Source organism: Allobosea sp. GW821-FHT09G06 (genome assembly GCF_059416005.1).
On the sequence record NZ_JBWKOI010000001.1, the window covers coordinates 1,811,979 to 1,828,838 of the forward strand.

A 16,860-nucleotide genomic window follows, 5' to 3' on the forward strand; every position below is an offset into this window, starting at 1 on the left:
ACGTTTCGAGTGCCGTCGGGGTATAGCGCAGCCCGGTAGCGCATCTGCTTTGGGAGCAGAGGGTCCCAGGTTCGAATCCTGGTGCCCCGACCACTGGAAACGTTTTACGGCAGCCCGATGCACGGGCTGCAGGGATCTTGGTGACGGCAGAGCGCTTTCATGACCGCACGCATCTATCGCCCGGCCCGCACGGCCATGCAGTCCGGCACGGCCAAGACCGAGCGCTGGCTGCTTGAATACGAGCCGGAGGCGCCGCGCCAGATCGAGCCGCTGATGGGCTGGACCTCGTCCTCGGACATGAAGAGCCAGCTCAAGCTCTGGTTCGACAGCGAGGCCGAGGCGGTCGCGTATGCCACGCGCAACGGCATCGCCTATCGCGTCGAGCAGCCCAACGAGGCCAAGCGCCGCACGGTCTCCTATTCCGACAATTTCAAGTTCACGCGCGTCGGTCAGTGGACGCATTGAAGCCGACAGGCGAGGGCGCTCCCTCGCTTTCGGGCCCGTAGCTCAGATGGATAGAGCAGCAGCCTTCTAAGCTGCTGGTCGCAGGTTCGAATCCTGCCGGGCTCGCCATTTTCCCTGCTGTACCGAAGCGGGAACAGCATCCGCCGCCGCGGCTGTGCCGGAACGACCAGACAAGGTGATTCCCGGGCTTGCCTCTTAGACCGGAGGCGGTCACGTTTTCGCCAGCCTCATCGCTCAGCTTCCCGGGCATGCGGAAAACAATCGTTCTTACACTCGCATTGCTCTCCGCCGGCTGTGCCGGCCAGAGTGATCGTCGCTCGCAAGATGAAGCCAGTTGCGACAGCTATGGCTTCGCCCGCGGAACGGATGGCTACGCGAACTGCCTAATGACGGCAGATCGCGACTGGAAGCGGGATCAGGACAGACGGGCGGAACGCTCCGGCGGAGCGATCTACCCGGAGTAGCGGGCGACCCGTCTCGTCATTCCCTTGAGAATGCGACGTACCGCGTGGCAGATCGCGCCTAGAGCAGGGCGCGCTCGTCGCGGCCCAGCAGGCGGAAGGCCAGGTAGATCGCCGTGCCGCTGAGCACGAGCAGGATCGTCGAGAGCGAGGCGGCCGTGCCGTAGTCGCCGTCGTTGATCGCGATGTAGATCTTGACCGGCATCGTGATCGTCCCGCCGACATAGAGCACGAGCGATGACGAAAGCTCGTTGACCGCCGTCACGAAGGACAGCATCGCGCCGGCGACGATGCCCGGCAGGATCAGCGGGATCGTGACCTTGAGAAAGGCCTGGACCGGGCTGTAGCCGAGCGAGATCGCGGCCTCCTCCATGCTCGGCCCGACCTGCCGCAGTGCCGCCGCCGAGGAGCGCACGGCATAGGGCAGGCGGCGGATGAAGACGGAGAGGATGATGATCGCCGCCGTCCCGGTCATCACCAGCGGCGGCGTGTTGAAAGCCGCGATGAAGGCGACGCCGACGACGATGCCCGGCATGACATAGGGCACCATCAGGGTCGCATCGAGCAGCGAGCTCTGGGCGGTGTTGCGCCTTGCCACGAGGCAGCCGATCAGCGTGCCGATGACGACGATCAGCAGCACGGAGACGCCGGAGAAGACGAGCGAGTTGCGCACGACGTCGCCGAGCGTGGCGATGATGCGGGTATAGCTTTCAAGGCCGAAGCCGGGCTGGAAGACCGGGCCGTTCGTCTTCCGGATCGAGTAGATCGCCGCGATGATCGCCGGCATCGCGCCGCCCAAAGCGATGAAATAGACCGCCGCATGGGCCGCGACATTGGCGAAGCCACGCAGCTGGATCTTCTCCGGCCGGTTGATCAGGTTGCTGTGGTAGACGTTGCGCCGCGACATGTAGCGCTGGATGAAGACGAAGATCATCGACATCAGGATCAGGACGAGGCTGAGCGTGGTCGCCATGCCGAGATTGGAGCCGATCTCGGCGGAATAGGCGGTGTAGGCCTCCGTCGCGAGCACGTTGAAGCCGCGTCCGAGCAGGCGCGGCGTGCCGAAATCGGCGATCGCATGGATCAGCGCGAGCAGGCCGCCAGCCGAGAGCGCCGGCAGGACCAGCGGGAAGGAGATCTTCATCACGCGCTGGAACGGCGTCAGCCCGAGATTCTCAGCGGCTTCTTCCAGTGAGCGATTGATGTTGGCGAGCGCGCCGGACGTCAGCAAGTAGACGTATGGATAGAACTTGAAGGCGAAGACGATGAGGATGCCCCAGACGCCGTAGATCGGCGGCATGAAGATGCCCCAGCCCATCAGGGTCTGCCGGACGATGCCGCCCGAGCCGAATAGCACGATCCAGGAATAGGCGCCGATGAAGGGCGGCGAGACCAGCGCCAGGATCGCCATCATCGAGACGAAGCGGCCGCCCTTGATCCGGAGGCGGGCCATGCAGAACGCCATGACCGAACCGAGCAGGAGCGCGCCGGCCAGCCCGCCGAAGCCGACGATCAGCGTGTTGATCAGCGCGTTGAAGTAACGCGTGCTGGTGAACAGTCGCTGCCAGTTGGCCAGGGTGAGAGCACCGCTCTCGTCGCGAAAGCTGGAGACCAGCACGAGGCCGAGCGGGATGAGCAGCAGCACGATCAGGATCGCCCAGGCTCCTACCGCGACGAGCGTCCAGAAATCCGGGCGCCAGCCGATGCGCCTGGCCGGGGCGGCGACCGCGCTCATGCCGCAAGCTCCGTCTGGAGACGCCGGCCTGCGGCATCGAAAGCGTGCAGGTCGGCACGGTCGAAGCCGAGCCTGATCTCGCGACCGGCCTCGATGACGAGGTCCGGGGGAGGAGCGGCGATCTGCGCGACGAGCCGGTGTCCCTGCGCCTGGACCGTGAGATGGGCCTCGCGGCCGAGATAGGTGAAATGCTCGACCACGCCGGTGATGGCGGAGGCCCCGTGTCCGGCCGCTCCGGCCTCGGCGAGACGCAGACGTTCTGGCCGCAGGGCCCATTGTGCCACGCCCGGCACATCCGGCAGGCCGAAGGCGGAGGGCGCGAGCAGGTTCATCGTTCCGACGAAGGAGGCGACGAAGCGCGTCGCCGGCTGGCCGTAGATCTGCTGGGGAGTGCCGATCTGCTCGATCGAGCCGCCATCCATCACGCAGATCCGGTCGGAGATGGCGAGCGCCTCCTCCTGATCGTGGGTGACGTAGATCGCGGCGATGCCGATCGTGCGCTGGATGTCGCGGATCTCGTCGCGCAGGTCGAGCCTGAGCTTGGCGTCGAGATTGGAGAGCGGCTCGTCCATGAGGAGCAGGCGCGGCTTGACCACCATCGCCCGGGCGATGCCGATGCGCTGCTGCTGGCCGCCCGAGAGCGCAGCCGGCAGACGCTCGGACAGCGCCGAGAGGCGCACGGTCGCAAGCGCCTCGGCGACGCGGTCGCGAATCTCGGACGCGGCGACCTTGCGCGCCTTGAGGCCGAAGGCGACGTTCTCGGCGACGGTCAGATGCGGGAAGATCGCATAGTCCTGGAAGACCATGCCGATATCGCGCCTGTGCGGCGGCACAGCCAGCAGATCGGTGCCGGCGAGCGAGACCTTGCCCTCCGACAATTGCGAGAAGCCCGCGATCGAGCGCAGCAAGGTCGTCTTGCCGCAGCCGGACGGGCCGAGCAGCGTGAAGAACTCCCCTTGGGCGACGGAAAAGGACACGCCGTTCAATGCCGTCGTAGCCCCGTAGCGCTTGATCGCGCCTTCGACGTTCAAATAAGCCATGCCGGCAAAGAATCTCCCCTTTCCCCTAGTTGCGCATGGCCGCGATTGGACGGCAAGATGGCTCATCATCGTCGGCACAGATCGACGCCCTGGGAGAGGATCGGGAACATCATGACGTCGCGCAAAATCTGGGTCGGGCGCATTCTGCTCGCGGCGGGGCTGCTTGGCGCCGCGGGAGCGGCCCATGCTGCCGACAACAAGGTCGTGCTCTACACCGCCCACAAATCCTCGATCGTGCAGAAGATGATCCCGCTCTTCGAGGCGGAGACCGGGATCAAGGCCGAGGTCGTGCAACTCGGTTCCGGCGACGTCTTCCGCCGTGCCCGTGCCGAGGCCGCCGCGCCGAAGGCCGACGTGATCTGGAGCGTCACCGGCTCGCTTTTGGGCGAGAATGCCGACCTGCTCGCGCCCTATGCGCCGAAGGACCAGGGCGCGATCGACGAGCGCTTCGTCAGCAACCCGGCCTGGACGCCCTACACGACCGTCATCTACGTGCTGATGGTCAATAATCGCATGATCAAGGAAGCCGACGTCCCGAAGACCTGGGCTGCGCTCTCCGACCCGAAATGGAAGGGCAAGGTCGCCTCGGCCCGCGTCGACAATTCCGGCTCGGCCTTCCAGCAGATGACGACGGTGCTGACCGCCGGCGGTGACAAGGGCTGGGAGAATTACGGCAAGCTCGCCAAGAACTTCGTCTTCTCCGACAGCTCCGGCGCCGTGCCGCGCTTCGTCGCCGATGGCGAGGCGCCGCTTGGCCTGACGCTCGAGGACAACGCGCTCGAGTATGTCGCCGGCGGCGCGCCGGTGAAGATCTCCTATATCGAGGACGGCACCACGACCTCGCCCGACGGCGTGGCGATGCTGAAGGGCGCGCCCAATCCGGAGCCGGCGAAGCGTTTCATCGACTGGGCCCTGTCGAAGAAGACGCAGGAGGCGCTGGTCAAGGAAGCCGGACGGCGCTCGGTGCGCAAGGACGTCGCCGCGCCGGGCGATGTGAAGCCGCTGTCCGAACTGACCCTGGTCAAGCTCAAGTCCGTCGAGGAACTCGGCGGCACCAAGGCCTTGATCGAGAAGTGGCGCCAGGTGACCGGCAACTGACGGGGGCGACGGGCATACGCTGACAGCCGGATACGACGACGACCATGCAGATCGAATGCTTCAGCCTCGGCAAGCGCTTCGCCAACCCTGAGGAGAACGAGGACAGCGTCGTCATCCTGCCCGGCCGCGGCTATGCCGTGATCGACGGGGTGACCGACCGCAGCGGGCGCCGCTTCGGCGCCATGCGGGCCGGGCGTTTCGCTTCCGGCCTGGTGGCGACGGAGGTCTCCCGCTTCCTGCTCGACGAGGACCTGAGCGTTCGCGGCGGGCCGGAGCGTGTGCGCAGGCTGGTCCAGGCCTTGGGCGATGCCCTGCGGGCGGGCTATGCGGCGCATGGCCTGCTGGACAAGGCCTCGGCCGATCCCGCCTCCCGGATCGGCTGCACGCTGGCGCTGGGCTATCATGACGGCCCGGCGCTGCAACTGGTCTCGGTCGGCGATTCCGGGATTCGGCTCGGCGGGAAGGCGCTGGGAACGATCCGCCATGTCGAGGAGAAGCCGCTCGACCGGGTGACGGCGCTGATCCGGCGCGAATGCTGGGCGCATCTCGGCAGGGTGCGGGCCGATCCGCTGCCTCAGCGCGCGATCTCGGAGGATGCCGTCTGGAACGGCTTGCGCGAACCACCGGCCGGATTGGGCGCGGAGGCCTGCGCCACGATCAGGGCGCATGTGCTGCGCCTCTGCGAGGAGGAGATGCCGACGATCGATCGGGCCGAGATCGAGCGGCTGGTCGATAGCGGCATCAGCGGCCAGCGCGCCTTCTCCAATCACCCCACGAGCGATCTCGGCTATGGCGTGCTCGACGGTTTCGCCATCGCTGATCGGCATGTCTTCACGGCGGACTATCCCGCTACCGAGGTCGCGACGTTCGAATTGTTCAGCGACGGGTATTTCGCCGAGCCGGACCCCTTCGGAGTGGCGGCATGGGAGGCCAGCTTCGCCGAGGTCGAGCGGATCGATCCCGACAAGATCGGTCCCTATGCCAGCGTGAAGGGCTCCGGGGCCGATAGCTGGACCGACGACCGGACCTATCTCGGAATCGCCTTCGACCGCTGAGGGGTCAGTCTTCGCGGCCCCAATTCCGCAATTTACGGATCGTGGCGGCGGGGTCGCGCGGGCGCAGCTTCCACAGGTTCCGGATCAGGCTGGCGAGCGCGAACAGCACGAAGCTCGGCAGGGCGAGGGCGACCGGCACCGTCAGCAGGCCCATGGCGCAGCCGCCGGAATCGCCGGGGCCGCATTTCGGATCGAACAGCATCAGGCCGAAGACCCAGATCAGGCCCAGAAGCGGGCCGATGACGAGGCCAACGAGGCCTGTCAGCAATGCCTTGGTCAGCAGGCGCGCCATGCCGAGCCTTCTCCCATTCCCGCTGAGCATAGCCTGGCTTTCGTCCGACGGAACAGGCGCCGCCTTGCCACGTTGTGAGAGCGGGGGAAAACGCGGAGAGCAACCATGTTGCGGTTCGTTGCCATCACCGCCCTTGCGGCGGCTCTTTCGTCCCCGGCCTTGGCCGAGCCCGGTTTCGTCAAGACGGCCAGCCTGCCGGCGCTGGGGTCCGCCTATGCGCTCAGCCCCAGGGCGGCTTGCGAATTGCCGGTCAGCCTGTCGGTCGCGGCTGATCCCGCCGTGGCCGCGTCTGAGCAGGCCATGACCCTGTCACCGCGCATGGTCCAGGCGATCCGTATCGACAACAAGGCGTCGATCGACTGACGAAGATCGGACACTGGGGCAGCCGAGGGCGCTCGGCTGCATCGCTATTCATGATGCGGTCCACCCCCGCATGGGCTCCATCAGCCTTCGACGCTTGCCGACCATGGCCCGGCAGCGTAAACCCCGCGCGGCACCGCCTTGATCGTGCCTGAATGGCCCGCCATCGGGCGGCAGCCGGCATTCTGTATAGTTGCGGCCGGCAGCCGCGGGGATGAATGATGTTTTCGCTCACGCCAGCGATTGACCGCCTCAAGGAAGCGGCTTCGGCCAGCCATCTGCGGGCCTGTATCTTCCTCCTGCTGTTGTCGCTCGCCGCCTTCCTGCCCGGATACAGCACGCTCCAGCCGCTCGACCGCGACGAGCCGCGCTTCGCGCAGGCCAGCAAGCAGATGCTGGAGAGCGGCGATTTCGTCGATATCCGCTTCCAGGACGAGGCGCGCCACAAGAAACCGGTCGGCATCTACTGGCTGCAGAGCGCGGCGGTGAAGGCCGGCGAGGCGCTCGGCGTGCCCGAGGCGCGTACGCAGATCTGGCTCTACCGCATTCCCTCGCTGATCGGCGCGACCGCGACCGTGCTCCTGACCTATTGGGCGCTGCTGGCTTTTCTCTCGCCGCCGCTGGCCCTGCTCGGCGGGGCGCTGATGGCGGCCGCCGTGCTGCTCGGCGTCGAGGCGCGCATCGCCAAGACCGATGCACTGCTCGCCGCCTGCGCCGTTGCGACCATGGGCGCGCTGGCGCGGACCTGGCTCGACTGGACGCGCTCGCTCGCCTTCGTGCCGGACCGGCGCAACTGGCTGGTGTTCTGGGGCGCCACCGCGCTCGGCCTGTTGATCAAGGGGCCGATCGTGCCGATGGTCTGGGGCCTCGCCATCCTCGTGCTGAGCGCAAGCCAGCGCTCCTTCCGCTGGCTGAAGCCGTTGCGCTTCGGCGCCGGCCTGCTGCTCTGCCTCATCGTTGCTTTGCCCTGGTTCGCGGCGATCATGATCAAGACCGGTGGCAGCTTCTTTGCCGACAGCGTCGGCCAGGACATGCTCGGCAAGGTCGCCGAGGGGCAGGAGAAGCATTGGGGGCCGCCCGGGCTCTATCTCGTCGTCTTCTTCGCGACCTACTGGCCGGCGGCGGCCTTCGCCGCGATGGCGGTGCCCTTCGCCTGGGTGCGCCGCAGGGAGCCGCAGATCCTGTTCCTGATCGCCTGGATCGTGCCGTCCTGGCTGGTCTTCGAGGCTGTGCCGACCAAGCTGCCGCATTACGTGCTGCCGCTCTATCCGGCGATCACCGCACTGCTGCTGCTCGCCGTGCTCAACGGCGGCATCAACCGTTACCGGCGCGGCGCGGTGCTCACCGCCTGCCTCGTCGTGATCGTGCCGCTGGCGCTGATGGGCACGATCCTGTTCGGCAACTGGACGCTGGACCGGGCCGTGCCTTGGTTCGCGCTGCCGTTCTTCGCGCTCGTTCTGCTCATCGGCATCAGCGTCATCGCGGCCTTCCGCAGGCAGGATTTCGAGGGTGCGCTCTGGCGCTGCGTGCCGGCGAGCCTGCTGCTGACCATCGCCGTCTATCCCTTCGCCATCGAGAGCCTGCGCTCGCTGAAGCTGTCGCCGCGTCTGGCGGAGACGGTCAAGGCCGCCGGTTGCGCCGAACCGGCCGTGTTGACGCTCGGCTATCGCGAGCCGAGCCTCGTCTTCCTGACCGGCACGAAGCTCACGATGGCTGCAAGCGGCGCCGATGCGGCGGCGTTCCTGAGCCAGCCCGGCTGCCGCGTCGCCTTCGTCGAGAGCCGCTTCGCCAACGACTTCAATTCGGCGCTGGCGAGCCAAACCATGAAGCCGCGGCTCGTGACTACGATCAACGGCTTCAACCTGAATGGCGGGCGCAAGCTGGAGATCGCCGTCTTCGCAAACTCGCCCAGGTGAGAACCATTGCGCCCGAAACCCTTCTGCGCGAAACCCTTGCCCTCTCGGCTAAGCTGACGCAATTTGCGGGCCGTTTTTCTGGATGATTATCCTTTGACCGAAACCTCTTCCCATCCGCTGCTCAGCGTCGTCGTGCCGGTGCGCAACGAAGTTGGCAACATCGCGCCGCTCGTCGCCGATATCGAGAAGGCCTGCGCGGGAATCGGCCCGTTCGAGGTCGTCTACGTCAATGACGGCTCGACCGACGGCACGGCCGCCGCATTGGCCGAGCTCGCGACGACACGGCCCTGGCTGCGCGTCGTCGCCCATGCTCAGTCCTGTGGCCAGAGCGCGGCCGTGCGCAGCGGCGTGCGCCATGCCCGCTCGGCGATCGTCGCGACGCTCGACGGCGACGGCCAGAACGATCCGGCCTTCCTGCCGGAGATGGTCGAAGCCCTGCAGAAGGCCGGGCTCCAGGCCGGGATGGTGCAGGGGCAGCGCGTCGGGCGCAAGGATACCGGCTTCAAGCGCTGGCAGTCGAAGATCGCCAACGGCGTGCGCGTGCGCGTGCTGAAGGACGATACGCGCGACACCGGCTGCGGGTTGAAATGCTTCCGCCGAGAGGCCTATCTCGCCCTGCCGTATTTCGACGCGCTGCATCGCTTCATGCCGGCGCTGATGGCGCGCGAGGGCCACAAGGTGCTGCATGTCGACGTGCGCGACCGGCCGCGGCTGACCGGCGTCTCGAATTACGGCTTCTTCGACCGGCTCTGGGTGGGTATCCTCGATCTCGCCGGTGTCTGGTGGCTGATCCGGCGGCGCAAGCGCGTGCCCCAGATCGTCTCGGAGACGATGTGATGCTCATCGACCTGCAGCAGACCATCGGCAATTATTTCCACGACGTCTTCGTCAACAATATCGACTGGTGGGTCCTGCTCGGTGTCGTCGCGCAGGGGCTCTTCACCATGCGCTTCGTCGTGCAGTGGCTGGCGAGTGAGAAGGCCGGGCGCTCGGTCGTGCCGATGACCTTCTGGTGGTTCTCGATCGGTGGCGGCGCCCTGCTGCTGATGTATGCGCTCTACCGGCGCGACCCGGTCTTCATCCTCGGCCAGGGCTTCGGCGTCTTCGTCTATATCCGCAACCTGCAATTCGTCCTGCGCGCCAGGGCGCGCGGCGAGGATACTAATTCCGGGCCGGGCTAGGGCTCGGCTTCAGCTCCGCGAGGGCGGCGCTCCGGGCTCGGCCGCTGCACCATCGGCGGGCGAGGGCAGCTTGTCGGCGGCAGGTGCCTGCGGCTTGCGCATTGCGGCCGAATAGTCCGGATAGCGCTCGCGATAGGCCTTCAGGAACTCCGAGAGCGTGTCGGCATTGGCGGTGGCGCGCGCCATCTCACGGATGTCGGCGGCGCGCGTCCGGTCCGCACCGGTGATGAAGGCGAAGGTGCGGGCATCGGCGCCACGGGCCATCTTCGGCGCGAACTTGCTGCGCAGCCGGTCGAGCGACAGGTTCTCACTCCCCATCACATAGGAGACGCCGGCGCGCATCACATCGGCGCGCTCGCTGTCATTGAGCGTGCCATCGCCGCGCCAGGTTTCGCCGAGCAGACGCTCGTAAGCCTCCCCCGCCTCGCGCCAGCGGCGGCCGGTCCAGTAAATGTCGGCGCGCAGCCGGTCGATCTCGGGGCCACGCTCGGCCTCCAGCATTTCGAGCGCCTGATCGGTGCGCGAGAGGTCGGAGAGCGCCTTGGCCTCCAGCAGCAGGCGGGCGCGCTTGACGTCGGCCGGCAGTTCGACGATGCGCGTCGTGTTGAGCGCGCGCACCGCGTCGGCGGGCTTGCCGTTCATCAGGTTGATCATGGCAAGCCGTGCCGCGACCGTGGAACGCGCCGCGCCGCTGAGGCGGCGGTCCATCTGGTATTTGAGGATCTCGGCTGCCTGGTCGAGCAGGTCGAGCTCCACCAGCCGGTCTGCGAGCAGGCGGGTGATCTCGTCGCCGCGCCGGCCGATCGGCAGGAATTCCTTGAAATCGTAGAACAGGGCCAGCGTCTCGATGCGCGGCAGCTTGCCGAGGCCGCTGCCGCTGAACAATTCGGCGAAGCGCTGCGCCGTCTCGTCATGCATGCGGCGGGTCAGCGGGTCCTCGGTGAAGTTCTCGTTGGCGCGGCGCGCGACCATGAAGGCGTCGCGCCAGCGCTGCTGGTCGCCATAGAGCCGGCCGAGCTCGGCCAGGGCCTCGATCTCCAGCCTGCCGCCGCGCCAGATGACGGAGACGGTCTCCAGCCGGGCGATGGCCTCGTCGGCCTTGATGTCGGTGCGCTTCTCGGCATCGGCCAGCTTGACGGCGCGCAACTGCGCCTCGGCGGCGATCGGACGGCTCTTGGCCTCGAAGAGCGACTTGTAGCCGTTCATCGCGGCTTCCGGGCGGCCGCTGATATCGTCGAGCCGCGCCTGGAGCAGGGCGAGATGCTCCTGGTCGAAGCTGCCGCGCGGCATGTCGGCCAAAGCCTGGATCTGGCGCTCGGCGACAGCGATATCCTGCTGGGCCAGGGCGGCACGTGCCGTCGCCTCGCGGAACACGCCCTGCAGATCGGCCGGGTAGCGGTCGATGACGGCCTCGGCCCGGCGGAAGCCGACGAGCGCCTGCGCATCGCGATTCATGCGCTGCTCGACCAAAGCGCGCCAAAGCCCAACTTCGACATCGTCCTTGATCGGGTCTGCATCGAAGGCCGCCAGCGCCTGCTGGTCGCGATACATCCCGGTGGCGATGACGCCCCTGAGGAAGAGCGCCTCGCGATTGCCACGCATCGCCTTGTCGTCGGCGAGCATGGCATTCAGTGGGCCGGCGGCCTCGGGCATCAAGCCATGGGCCGCATAGAAGCGGGCGAGTGCCAGCCGGGCGTCCGACTTGCGGCCGCGCGACGCGTCGGTGACGTCGAGCAGGAGGGTACGGGCGCGCTCAAGTGGGTTGCCGCCGCGTAACTCCGCCCAGGCATCGCCATCGAGCAGCGGTGCGACCTTCCGCTTCTCGGTCTTCTCCTCGGCCTTGTGGGTGGGGTCGCCGATATCGAGCGACACGTTGAGCCCGCCGCTGCGGCCGATGCGGACCTGTTCGGTGCCGGCCCGCACGGCGACGTCGTCGGCATGCGCCTGGACGGCCAGGCCCTGCGCGGTCGGGAGCAGGCCGAATTCGACGAACTGGTAGGGCTTGGGTGTGAGCCGGGTCGGGCCGGTCGCGGTCGCAACCGCAACGGGCAGGCCGGCGGGGCCGGCCTCCAGCCAGTGGATGCCGGTGAGGCCGGCGAGAGGCACTGCGACGATGGTCTGGCCGCGCTCGTCCATGCTGCGCTGCGGCTCGACCGGGGCGGCGGGACGGCCAGCATCCTCGCCGAGGTCGAGCGACCAGGCCGGGCCGTTGTCGAACAGGCGAGCCAGCGGCTGGCCGGCCAGCCTGAGCTTCACGAGGGTGACCTTGCCCTCGCGCGTCACCGAGCTGTCCTCGATCAGCTTCGGCATCACCCCCGCGAGCTTCGCGGGGTCGATCGTGTCGCGGGTGTCGAAGACCAGCGTCATCACGCCGGCATCGAGGAAGGCGGCGGCACCCGTGGGGCGGGTGAAGCGGAAGTTGAGGCGCTTGCCGTCGGCGCTGACCACGACGGGACCCGGCGGCACTTCGGGGGCCGCTGGCACTGCAACTGCGGCCTGCACTGGGGGCGTAGCCGGCTGAATTGCTGCGGGCTTCGCGGCAGGCTCGGCTGGCGCCGCCGCTGCCGGGGGTGTCGGCACGGGCGGCTTTGCCAGCTCGGTGAGCGATGGCGCTTCCTGCTTCACGGGGCGCAGCAGGTCGACCACCAGCCCGGTCTCGTCGTCGAAGCTGCGGATCTGCCAGTCCTTCGGCAGGGACAGGGTCAGGCTCAGCGCTTCCTTGCCGGCATCGAGCCCGGTGAGGCCGATATCGGTGGGCAGGGCGCTGCGGATCGCGCCGGCCTCGACATTCATCGGCCGGTCGAAGACGAGCTTCAGGCTGCCGTTGGACAGGTCGGCGGTGAGTTTGGTCTCGGCGGGAGCCTTGAAGATCAGGCGGTCCAGCGTCGGCAGGCTGGCCGTGGTCATCGTCAGCACGGCCGGGGGGGTGGCAGGCTGGCGCGCGGCCTCCTTCGCCCGGACCTCGGCGAGGCGCAGGCGCTCGGTCAGCTCGGCGAGGGCTTCCGCCGGCGGACCGGGCATGACGCCGGACCAGTTCTGCGGCAGGAGATCGATGAAAGCCTTGTCGCCGGCCTCGATCAGGTTGGCCTTGTAGGATTGGGTCAGCGCGAAGCGCATGCCGCGCCCATCGGGGTCGACGCGGGCGACCGAAACGTAGTTCGGCAATTCGCGGGCGATGCGCGCGACATCGACCTGGACCTGGCCGCCGAAGGCGACGATCAGCACGCCGTTGGCGACGCGGATGCGGGTCTGGATCGGCTCGTCGAAGGTCAGGGACAGGCGGCCGAAGCCGGCCGGCATGGCTTCGCCACGCAGGCTCGCGCCGGCCGCCAGGGCAGGCGTCTCCAGGCCGGCGGCGAGCGCGAGAGCGGCCAGCCCGATACCGAAGGCGAGGGAGCGCGACAGACGCAAACCGTGATACTCGACCCAACGCGACACTGGGCCTCGCCGCGTCCGGAGAACGCAGCGGCCCTTCGGCACGCTAGCGCGTCAACCATAATGGCGTGTTAACGCAGGCGCTTCCGAGGCCAGCACCGGCGGATGGCAAACAGGGTTTGTTTGCCATCCTTCCAGGCCGCTTTTGTCGGTATCCGCGGCGTCGGCTAGGCTTCTTCGGCTGCATCCGTTGCCGATGAGGCCGCATGTCGACCTTGAGCCAGATCGCGCTCTTCGTTCCGGCCTTCATGATGATGGTCGCGCTCTGCACCTGCTTCCAGCGGCGACGCGCCCAGCGTAGCGGCGGCTGGAGCTATCTGACGCCGGGACCTTTTTCCTGGCTGGGCATGGTCAGCGGTGTGGTGGTCTCGGCCATCGGGACCCTCGTCGCAGCGGCAGGCAAGGCGCCTGTCCCGATCGCCGCCTTCTTCGTGCTGGTGACGCTGGTGCTGGCCCTGCACATCGTCATCGAACGCGTGCGCTGGAACGGGGAGCGGATCGAGCGCCGGACGATGTTCCTGCAGGAACGAAGCCTGTCGTGGAACGAGCTCTCGCAGTTCGGGGTGGAGCTGACGGGTTACTACTGGATTTCCGGCTTCGGCGGCCCCCGCATTCGGTTCTCGCCCTATGACAACGGCTTCGACCAGCTCATGGCGAAGGTCGCGCGCCATCTTCCTGACGATGCACCGCCAGCCGAAACGGTGCCGAAGCTGGACTTCGCACTCGCCCGGATCAAGTCGCGCTGAGGCGCGGCCGGCTCAGCGCTGGGGCGTGATTGCCGGGAGTTCGTTGCCGGAGAGAGGAGCTTCGTTCGCCACGCGCTCGACGAGCGCGCTGCGCCCGCTGGTCGCCAGAGCGACAGTGAGCTTCTCGGCGCGGTCGGGCGCCATCGCCGCCAGGACCTCGGACATCTTGCGCGGGTTCATCTGTTGGACGACCGGCACGAGCACGTCGAGGCCGAGCCGGTCGAAGACACGCGCGGCGTCCTTCGGCTTCATCGCTTCGTACATGATGACGAGGTTCTTGATCGCCTTGGCCTCCTCGACCGCAGGCTTGGCGGCGCCGGGGCCGCCGGCCTTCTCCTCGAGCGCCTTGAGATCGCCGACACGGCCGTCGAGCTTCTTCTCGGCGGAGTTCAGCAGGCGCTCGCGCATCTCCAGCTCGCGCATGCGGCCTTCCAGTTCCTCGCGGCGCTCGCCGAGGCGTTCCAGGATCGCCTTCTCCGCGGGGGAGACCGGCTGGGCCGTGCCGTTGATGATGCCGGCCTTGTTGTTGGGATTGGCGGCGCGGGCGGCTTCGGCCTTGGCCTCGGCCTCCTTCTTCTCCTGCTCCTTCTTCGGATCGGGAGCAGGCACCGACCCGGTCGTTTCCGGATCGAAGACGGCGCGCGCGGTGTTCTTGCCGGCGGGCGCCTGCGCCATGAGCGGCAGGGAGGCCGGGATGTGGCCAGGAGTCGGCTCCGCCGTCCAGGCAAGCAGCTTCAGCGCCAGGAGACCCATGGCGCCGAGAATCACTGCCGGCAGGAGGCGGGGCCGTTCGATCACGCAGCCTGTTCCTCGAGGCGGCGGGCGGCGCGGGCGCGGATGGCGGCCGCCGACTGGGCCGCGCTCTCAAGGCGGGAGACCGGGGCCGGCACGGCAGGGGCCTCGACCGGGGCTTCCTTGGCGCCGACCAGGGTCGCGGCGCTGACGATCTGGCCGATGCGCTCCATCACCGCCTGGCCGGCCTCGACCTGAGCGGCGAGATCGGCGGCATAGCGCTCGGCGGTGCGCAGGCGCTCTTCCAGGGTGCGGTCGCAATCGCCCAGCGTCGACTTGAGGCCGGCGATGGCGCGCTCGGCATTGTCGGTCGCGGTGATCAGTGCGCCGACGGTCTGGCGCATGCCGGCCTCGTCCGCCTTCAGGCGCTCGATGCGCTTGGTCAGGATGAAGCAGGTGATGATGGTGGCGACGAGAAGCGAGGCAACAAGCACGTCGGCGATGAGGTTGATCGTCATGTGTCCTCTTCAGGCGGTGGCGCCGAGATGGCTGGCGAGGCTGTCGAAGGCAGCGATGGTGGTCTTGGAGCGGCGCAAGGGGCTGACGACCTGGACGGCGATCTTGTCGTCGACCCGGCCGATCCGGCCCTCGGTGACGATGAAGTCGCCGCAGCGCAGCGAGACGGTCGCGTCCGGGCGGGCGTCGAACATCAGGGTATCGCCGATCTCAAGCTTCATGACGCGCTTCAGCGGCATCCGGGTCTCGTGCAGCACGCAGGTGACGTCGACATCCGCCTGCCAGACCTCGGTCGCGAGATGGTTTTCCCAGGTCGGGTCGCGGCCGAGCTTCTCACCCATGAAGCTTTCGAGCAGCAATTCACGGATCGGCTCGATCGTGGCGTAGGGCAGCAGCAGGTGCAGCGCGCCGCCGCGGCCTTCCATGTCGAACTTGAGCTCGACGCGGATCGCGGCATTGGCGGGGCGGGAGATCGAGACGAAGCGCGGATTGGACTCGACGCGGTCGACGGTGAAGTGCACCGGCGAGAGCGGCTTGAAGGCGGCCTCGGCATCGCTGAGCACGAGCTCGATGACGCGCTGGACCATGCGGATCTCGATGGTGGTGAAGGGGCGGCCGTCGATGCGCGGCGCCGGCTGGCCGCGCTTGCCGCCGAACATGGCGTCGAGGACGGAGTAGATCAGCGCCGACTCGATGGTGATGAGGCCGAAATTGTCCCATTCCTCGGCCTTGAAGACCGAGAGCAGCGCCGGCTGCGAGATCGAGTTGACGTAGTCGCCGAAGCGCACCGAGCGGATGCTCTCCAGCGTGACCTCGACATTGTCGGTGAAGAAGTTGCGCAGGCTGGTCGAGAGCAGCCGCACCAGGCGCTCGAAGATGATCTCGAGCATCGGCAGACGCTCGTAGGCGACCGAACCGGAATCGACGATCGCCTGGATGCCGTTGCGGGACGCGCCGTCGTCGCCGCTGGAGAAACCGAGCATCGTGTCGATTTCTTCCTGCGACATCAGGCGGTCGGTACCGCCTTCCTGTTCGCCATCCTCCTCGATGATGTCGGGCATCGTCGCCCAGCCGGCCGCCATCCCCTCCGGGGTCAGCGGCTCGTCGCTCGGCGTGTTCTTGTCGCGCTCGGTGCTCATCGTTCCGCCGTCATCTCGGTGCGGTCAGGGCCGGAATTCGGCTCACTGCACCAACAATTCCTTGAACAGCACGGCGTCGACCTTGACCGGATAGACGGTCAGGTTGACGCGGCGCAGCAGCTCTTCCTTCAGGCGGTACATGCCGGCCGAACCTTCGAGGTCGGAGGGGCGCAATTCGCGCATGAAGACCTGGAAGGCATCCTCAATGCGGGGCAGCAACGGCCTGACCTGATCGGCGGCCTTCGCATCGGCTATTTCCAGCACGACCTTGATCTTCATGACGGGCGCGCGGTCCTGCTGGCCGCTGTTGGACATGCTGATCATCATGTCCTTCATGTCGAGGAAGGCGATGGGGTTCTTGGCCTTCGCGGCGGCTTCGGCGGCCGCGACCTGCTCGGGCGAGGGCTTCTTCAGGAAGAACCAGCCGCCACCGCCGGCAGCCGCCAGCAGCACGACGCCGCCGATGATGATGAAGAGCTTCTTCTTGCTCTTCGGCGCCTCTTCGCCGGCAGTGCCTTCCTCTTTCGCCTTGGCTTTCTTCGCCATCTCGTCACGCGTCCCGGCCCGTCGGGCCGCGTTCTGCCGCCCCTTGAGCCACCTTCCCCAATTACGGTTAACGCGTCGTTAAGGGCGGCAGAATTTGCCGGGCGTTTCTTGCCGCTCCAGCAGCTTGTGCCGGGGTGCGGTGG

16 protein-coding genes and 2 tRNA genes are annotated in these 16,860 nt (G+C 67.5%); 10 read left to right on the top strand and 8 right to left on the bottom strand.

Annotation, left to right across the window (positions count from 1 at the left end; all coding sequences use genetic code 11):
* The first annotated feature begins 16 nt into the window (after positions 1–16).
* The 3 genes from AC07NY_RS08900 (at position 17) to AC07NY_RS08910 (ending at position 573) form a co-directional block, all read left to right on the top strand.
* A tRNA-Pro gene (locus AC07NY_RS08900) sits at positions 17–93 on the top strand.
* 66 nt (positions 94–159) lie between these two features.
* The gene (locus tag AC07NY_RS08905; RefSeq protein WP_047574221.1) at positions 160–465 is read left to right on the top strand and encodes an ETC complex I subunit; all 306 of its coding nucleotides are present in this window, start codon (positions 160–162) and stop codon (positions 463–465) included.
* Between the two features lie 31 nt (positions 466–496).
* Positions 497–573: transfer RNA gene (locus tag AC07NY_RS08910), tRNA-Arg, on the top strand.
* Between the two features lie 414 nt (positions 574–987).
* Here the strand turns inward: AC07NY_RS08910 and AC07NY_RS08915 are convergent.
* A complete protein-coding gene (locus AC07NY_RS08915; RefSeq protein ID WP_494583316.1) occupies positions 988–2,661 on the bottom strand; it encodes an ABC transporter permease in 1,674 nt (557 codons plus the stop codon).
* Positions 2,658–3,701, bottom strand: a complete 1,044-nt coding sequence (locus tag AC07NY_RS08920; RefSeq protein ID WP_494583318.1) for an ABC transporter ATP-binding protein — start codon at positions 3,699–3,701, stop codon at positions 2,658–2,660. Before AC07NY_RS08920 ends, AC07NY_RS08915 begins: the two co-directional genes overlap by 4 nt.
* 111 nt (positions 3,702–3,812) lie before the next feature.
* Here AC07NY_RS08920 and AC07NY_RS08925 point away from each other — a divergent pair, with 111 nt between their 5' ends.
* Both AC07NY_RS08925 and AC07NY_RS08930 read left to right on the top strand, forming a co-directional pair.
* The gene (locus AC07NY_RS08925; RefSeq protein WP_494583320.1) at positions 3,813–4,799 is read left to right on the top strand and encodes an extracellular solute-binding protein; all 987 of its coding nucleotides are present in this window, start codon (positions 3,813–3,815) and stop codon (positions 4,797–4,799) included.
* Between the two features lie 44 nt (positions 4,800–4,843).
* Positions 4,844–5,854 carry a hypothetical protein gene (locus tag AC07NY_RS08930; protein ID WP_494583322.1) on the top strand — a complete coding sequence of 337 codons (1,011 nt, stop codon included), beginning with the start codon at positions 4,844–4,846 and terminating at the stop codon, positions 5,852–5,854.
* 4 nt (positions 5,855–5,858) lie between these two features.
* Here the strand turns inward: AC07NY_RS08930 and AC07NY_RS08935 are convergent, their stop codons facing one another.
* Positions 5,859–6,146 carry a hypothetical protein gene (locus tag AC07NY_RS08935; protein WP_494583324.1) on the bottom strand — a complete coding sequence of 96 codons (288 nt, stop codon included), beginning with the start codon at positions 6,144–6,146 and terminating at the stop codon, positions 5,859–5,861.
* A gap of 105 nt (positions 6,147–6,251) precedes the next feature.
* Between AC07NY_RS08935 and AC07NY_RS08940 the strand changes: the two genes are divergently transcribed.
* The 4 genes from AC07NY_RS08940 to AC07NY_RS08955 all read left to right on the top strand — a co-directional run bounded on the left by AC07NY_RS08940 (position 6,252) and on the right by AC07NY_RS08955 (position 9,603).
* Complete coding sequence (locus AC07NY_RS08940) at positions 6,252–6,509, top strand: hypothetical protein (protein WP_494583326.1); 258 nt, start codon at positions 6,252–6,254, stop codon at positions 6,507–6,509.
* A gap of 215 nt (positions 6,510–6,724) precedes the next feature.
* Complete coding sequence (locus AC07NY_RS08945) at positions 6,725–8,422, top strand: ArnT family glycosyltransferase (RefSeq protein WP_494583328.1); 1,698 nt, start codon at positions 6,725–6,727, stop codon at positions 8,420–8,422.
* Positions 8,423–8,515: 93 nt separating this feature from the next.
* Positions 8,516–9,259 carry a glycosyltransferase family 2 protein gene (locus tag AC07NY_RS08950; protein ID WP_494583329.1) on the top strand — a complete coding sequence of 248 codons (744 nt, stop codon included), beginning with the start codon at positions 8,516–8,518 and terminating at the stop codon, positions 9,257–9,259.
* Entirely contained in the window at positions 9,259–9,603 is a 345-nt protein-coding gene (locus AC07NY_RS08955; RefSeq protein WP_257732267.1) for a lipid-A-disaccharide synthase N-terminal domain-containing protein, read from the top strand. The genes AC07NY_RS08950 and AC07NY_RS08955 overlap by 1 nt, the downstream gene beginning before the upstream one ends.
* Positions 9,604–9,612: 9 nt before the next feature.
* Here AC07NY_RS08955 and AC07NY_RS08960 read toward each other — a convergent pair whose 3' ends face one another.
* Positions 9,613–13,041 carry a hypothetical protein gene (locus AC07NY_RS08960; protein ID WP_494583331.1) on the bottom strand — a complete coding sequence of 1,143 codons (3,429 nt, stop codon included), beginning with the start codon at positions 13,039–13,041 and terminating at the stop codon, positions 9,613–9,615.
* Positions 13,042–13,244: 203 nt separating this feature from the next.
* Here AC07NY_RS08960 and AC07NY_RS08965 point away from each other — a divergent pair, with 203 nt between their 5' ends.
* Complete coding sequence (locus AC07NY_RS08965; protein WP_494583332.1) at positions 13,245–13,784, top strand: hypothetical protein; 540 nt, start codon at positions 13,245–13,247, stop codon at positions 13,782–13,784.
* Between the two features lie 12 nt (positions 13,785–13,796).
* Here the strand turns inward: AC07NY_RS08965 and AC07NY_RS08970 are convergent, their stop codons facing one another.
* Genes AC07NY_RS08970 through fliL form a run of 4 tightly spaced genes read right to left on the bottom strand, consistent with a single transcriptional unit; the run spans position 13,797 to position 16,717 of the window.
* Positions 13,797–14,582 carry a MotE family protein gene (locus AC07NY_RS08970; RefSeq protein WP_494583333.1) on the bottom strand — a complete coding sequence of 262 codons (786 nt, stop codon included), beginning with the start codon at positions 14,580–14,582 and terminating at the stop codon, positions 13,797–13,799.
* Positions 14,579–15,034: a DUF6468 domain-containing protein gene (locus tag AC07NY_RS08975; RefSeq protein WP_492287294.1), complete on the bottom strand. Its 456-nt coding sequence runs from the start codon at positions 15,032–15,034 to the stop codon at positions 14,579–14,581. The genes AC07NY_RS08970 and AC07NY_RS08975 overlap by 4 nt, the downstream gene beginning before the upstream one ends.
* Before the next feature lie 9 nt (positions 15,035–15,043).
* The gene (gene fliM, locus AC07NY_RS08980; RefSeq protein ID WP_494583335.1) at positions 15,044–16,171 is read right to left on the bottom strand and encodes a flagellar motor switch protein FliM; all 1,128 of its coding nucleotides are present in this window, start codon (positions 16,169–16,171) and stop codon (positions 15,044–15,046) included.
* A 42-nt stretch (positions 16,172–16,213) separates the two neighbouring features.
* A complete protein-coding gene (gene fliL, locus AC07NY_RS08985) occupies positions 16,214–16,717 on the bottom strand; it encodes a flagellar basal body-associated protein FliL (RefSeq protein ID WP_494583337.1) in 504 nt (167 codons plus the stop codon).
* Positions 16,718–16,860 lie beyond the last annotated feature (143 nt).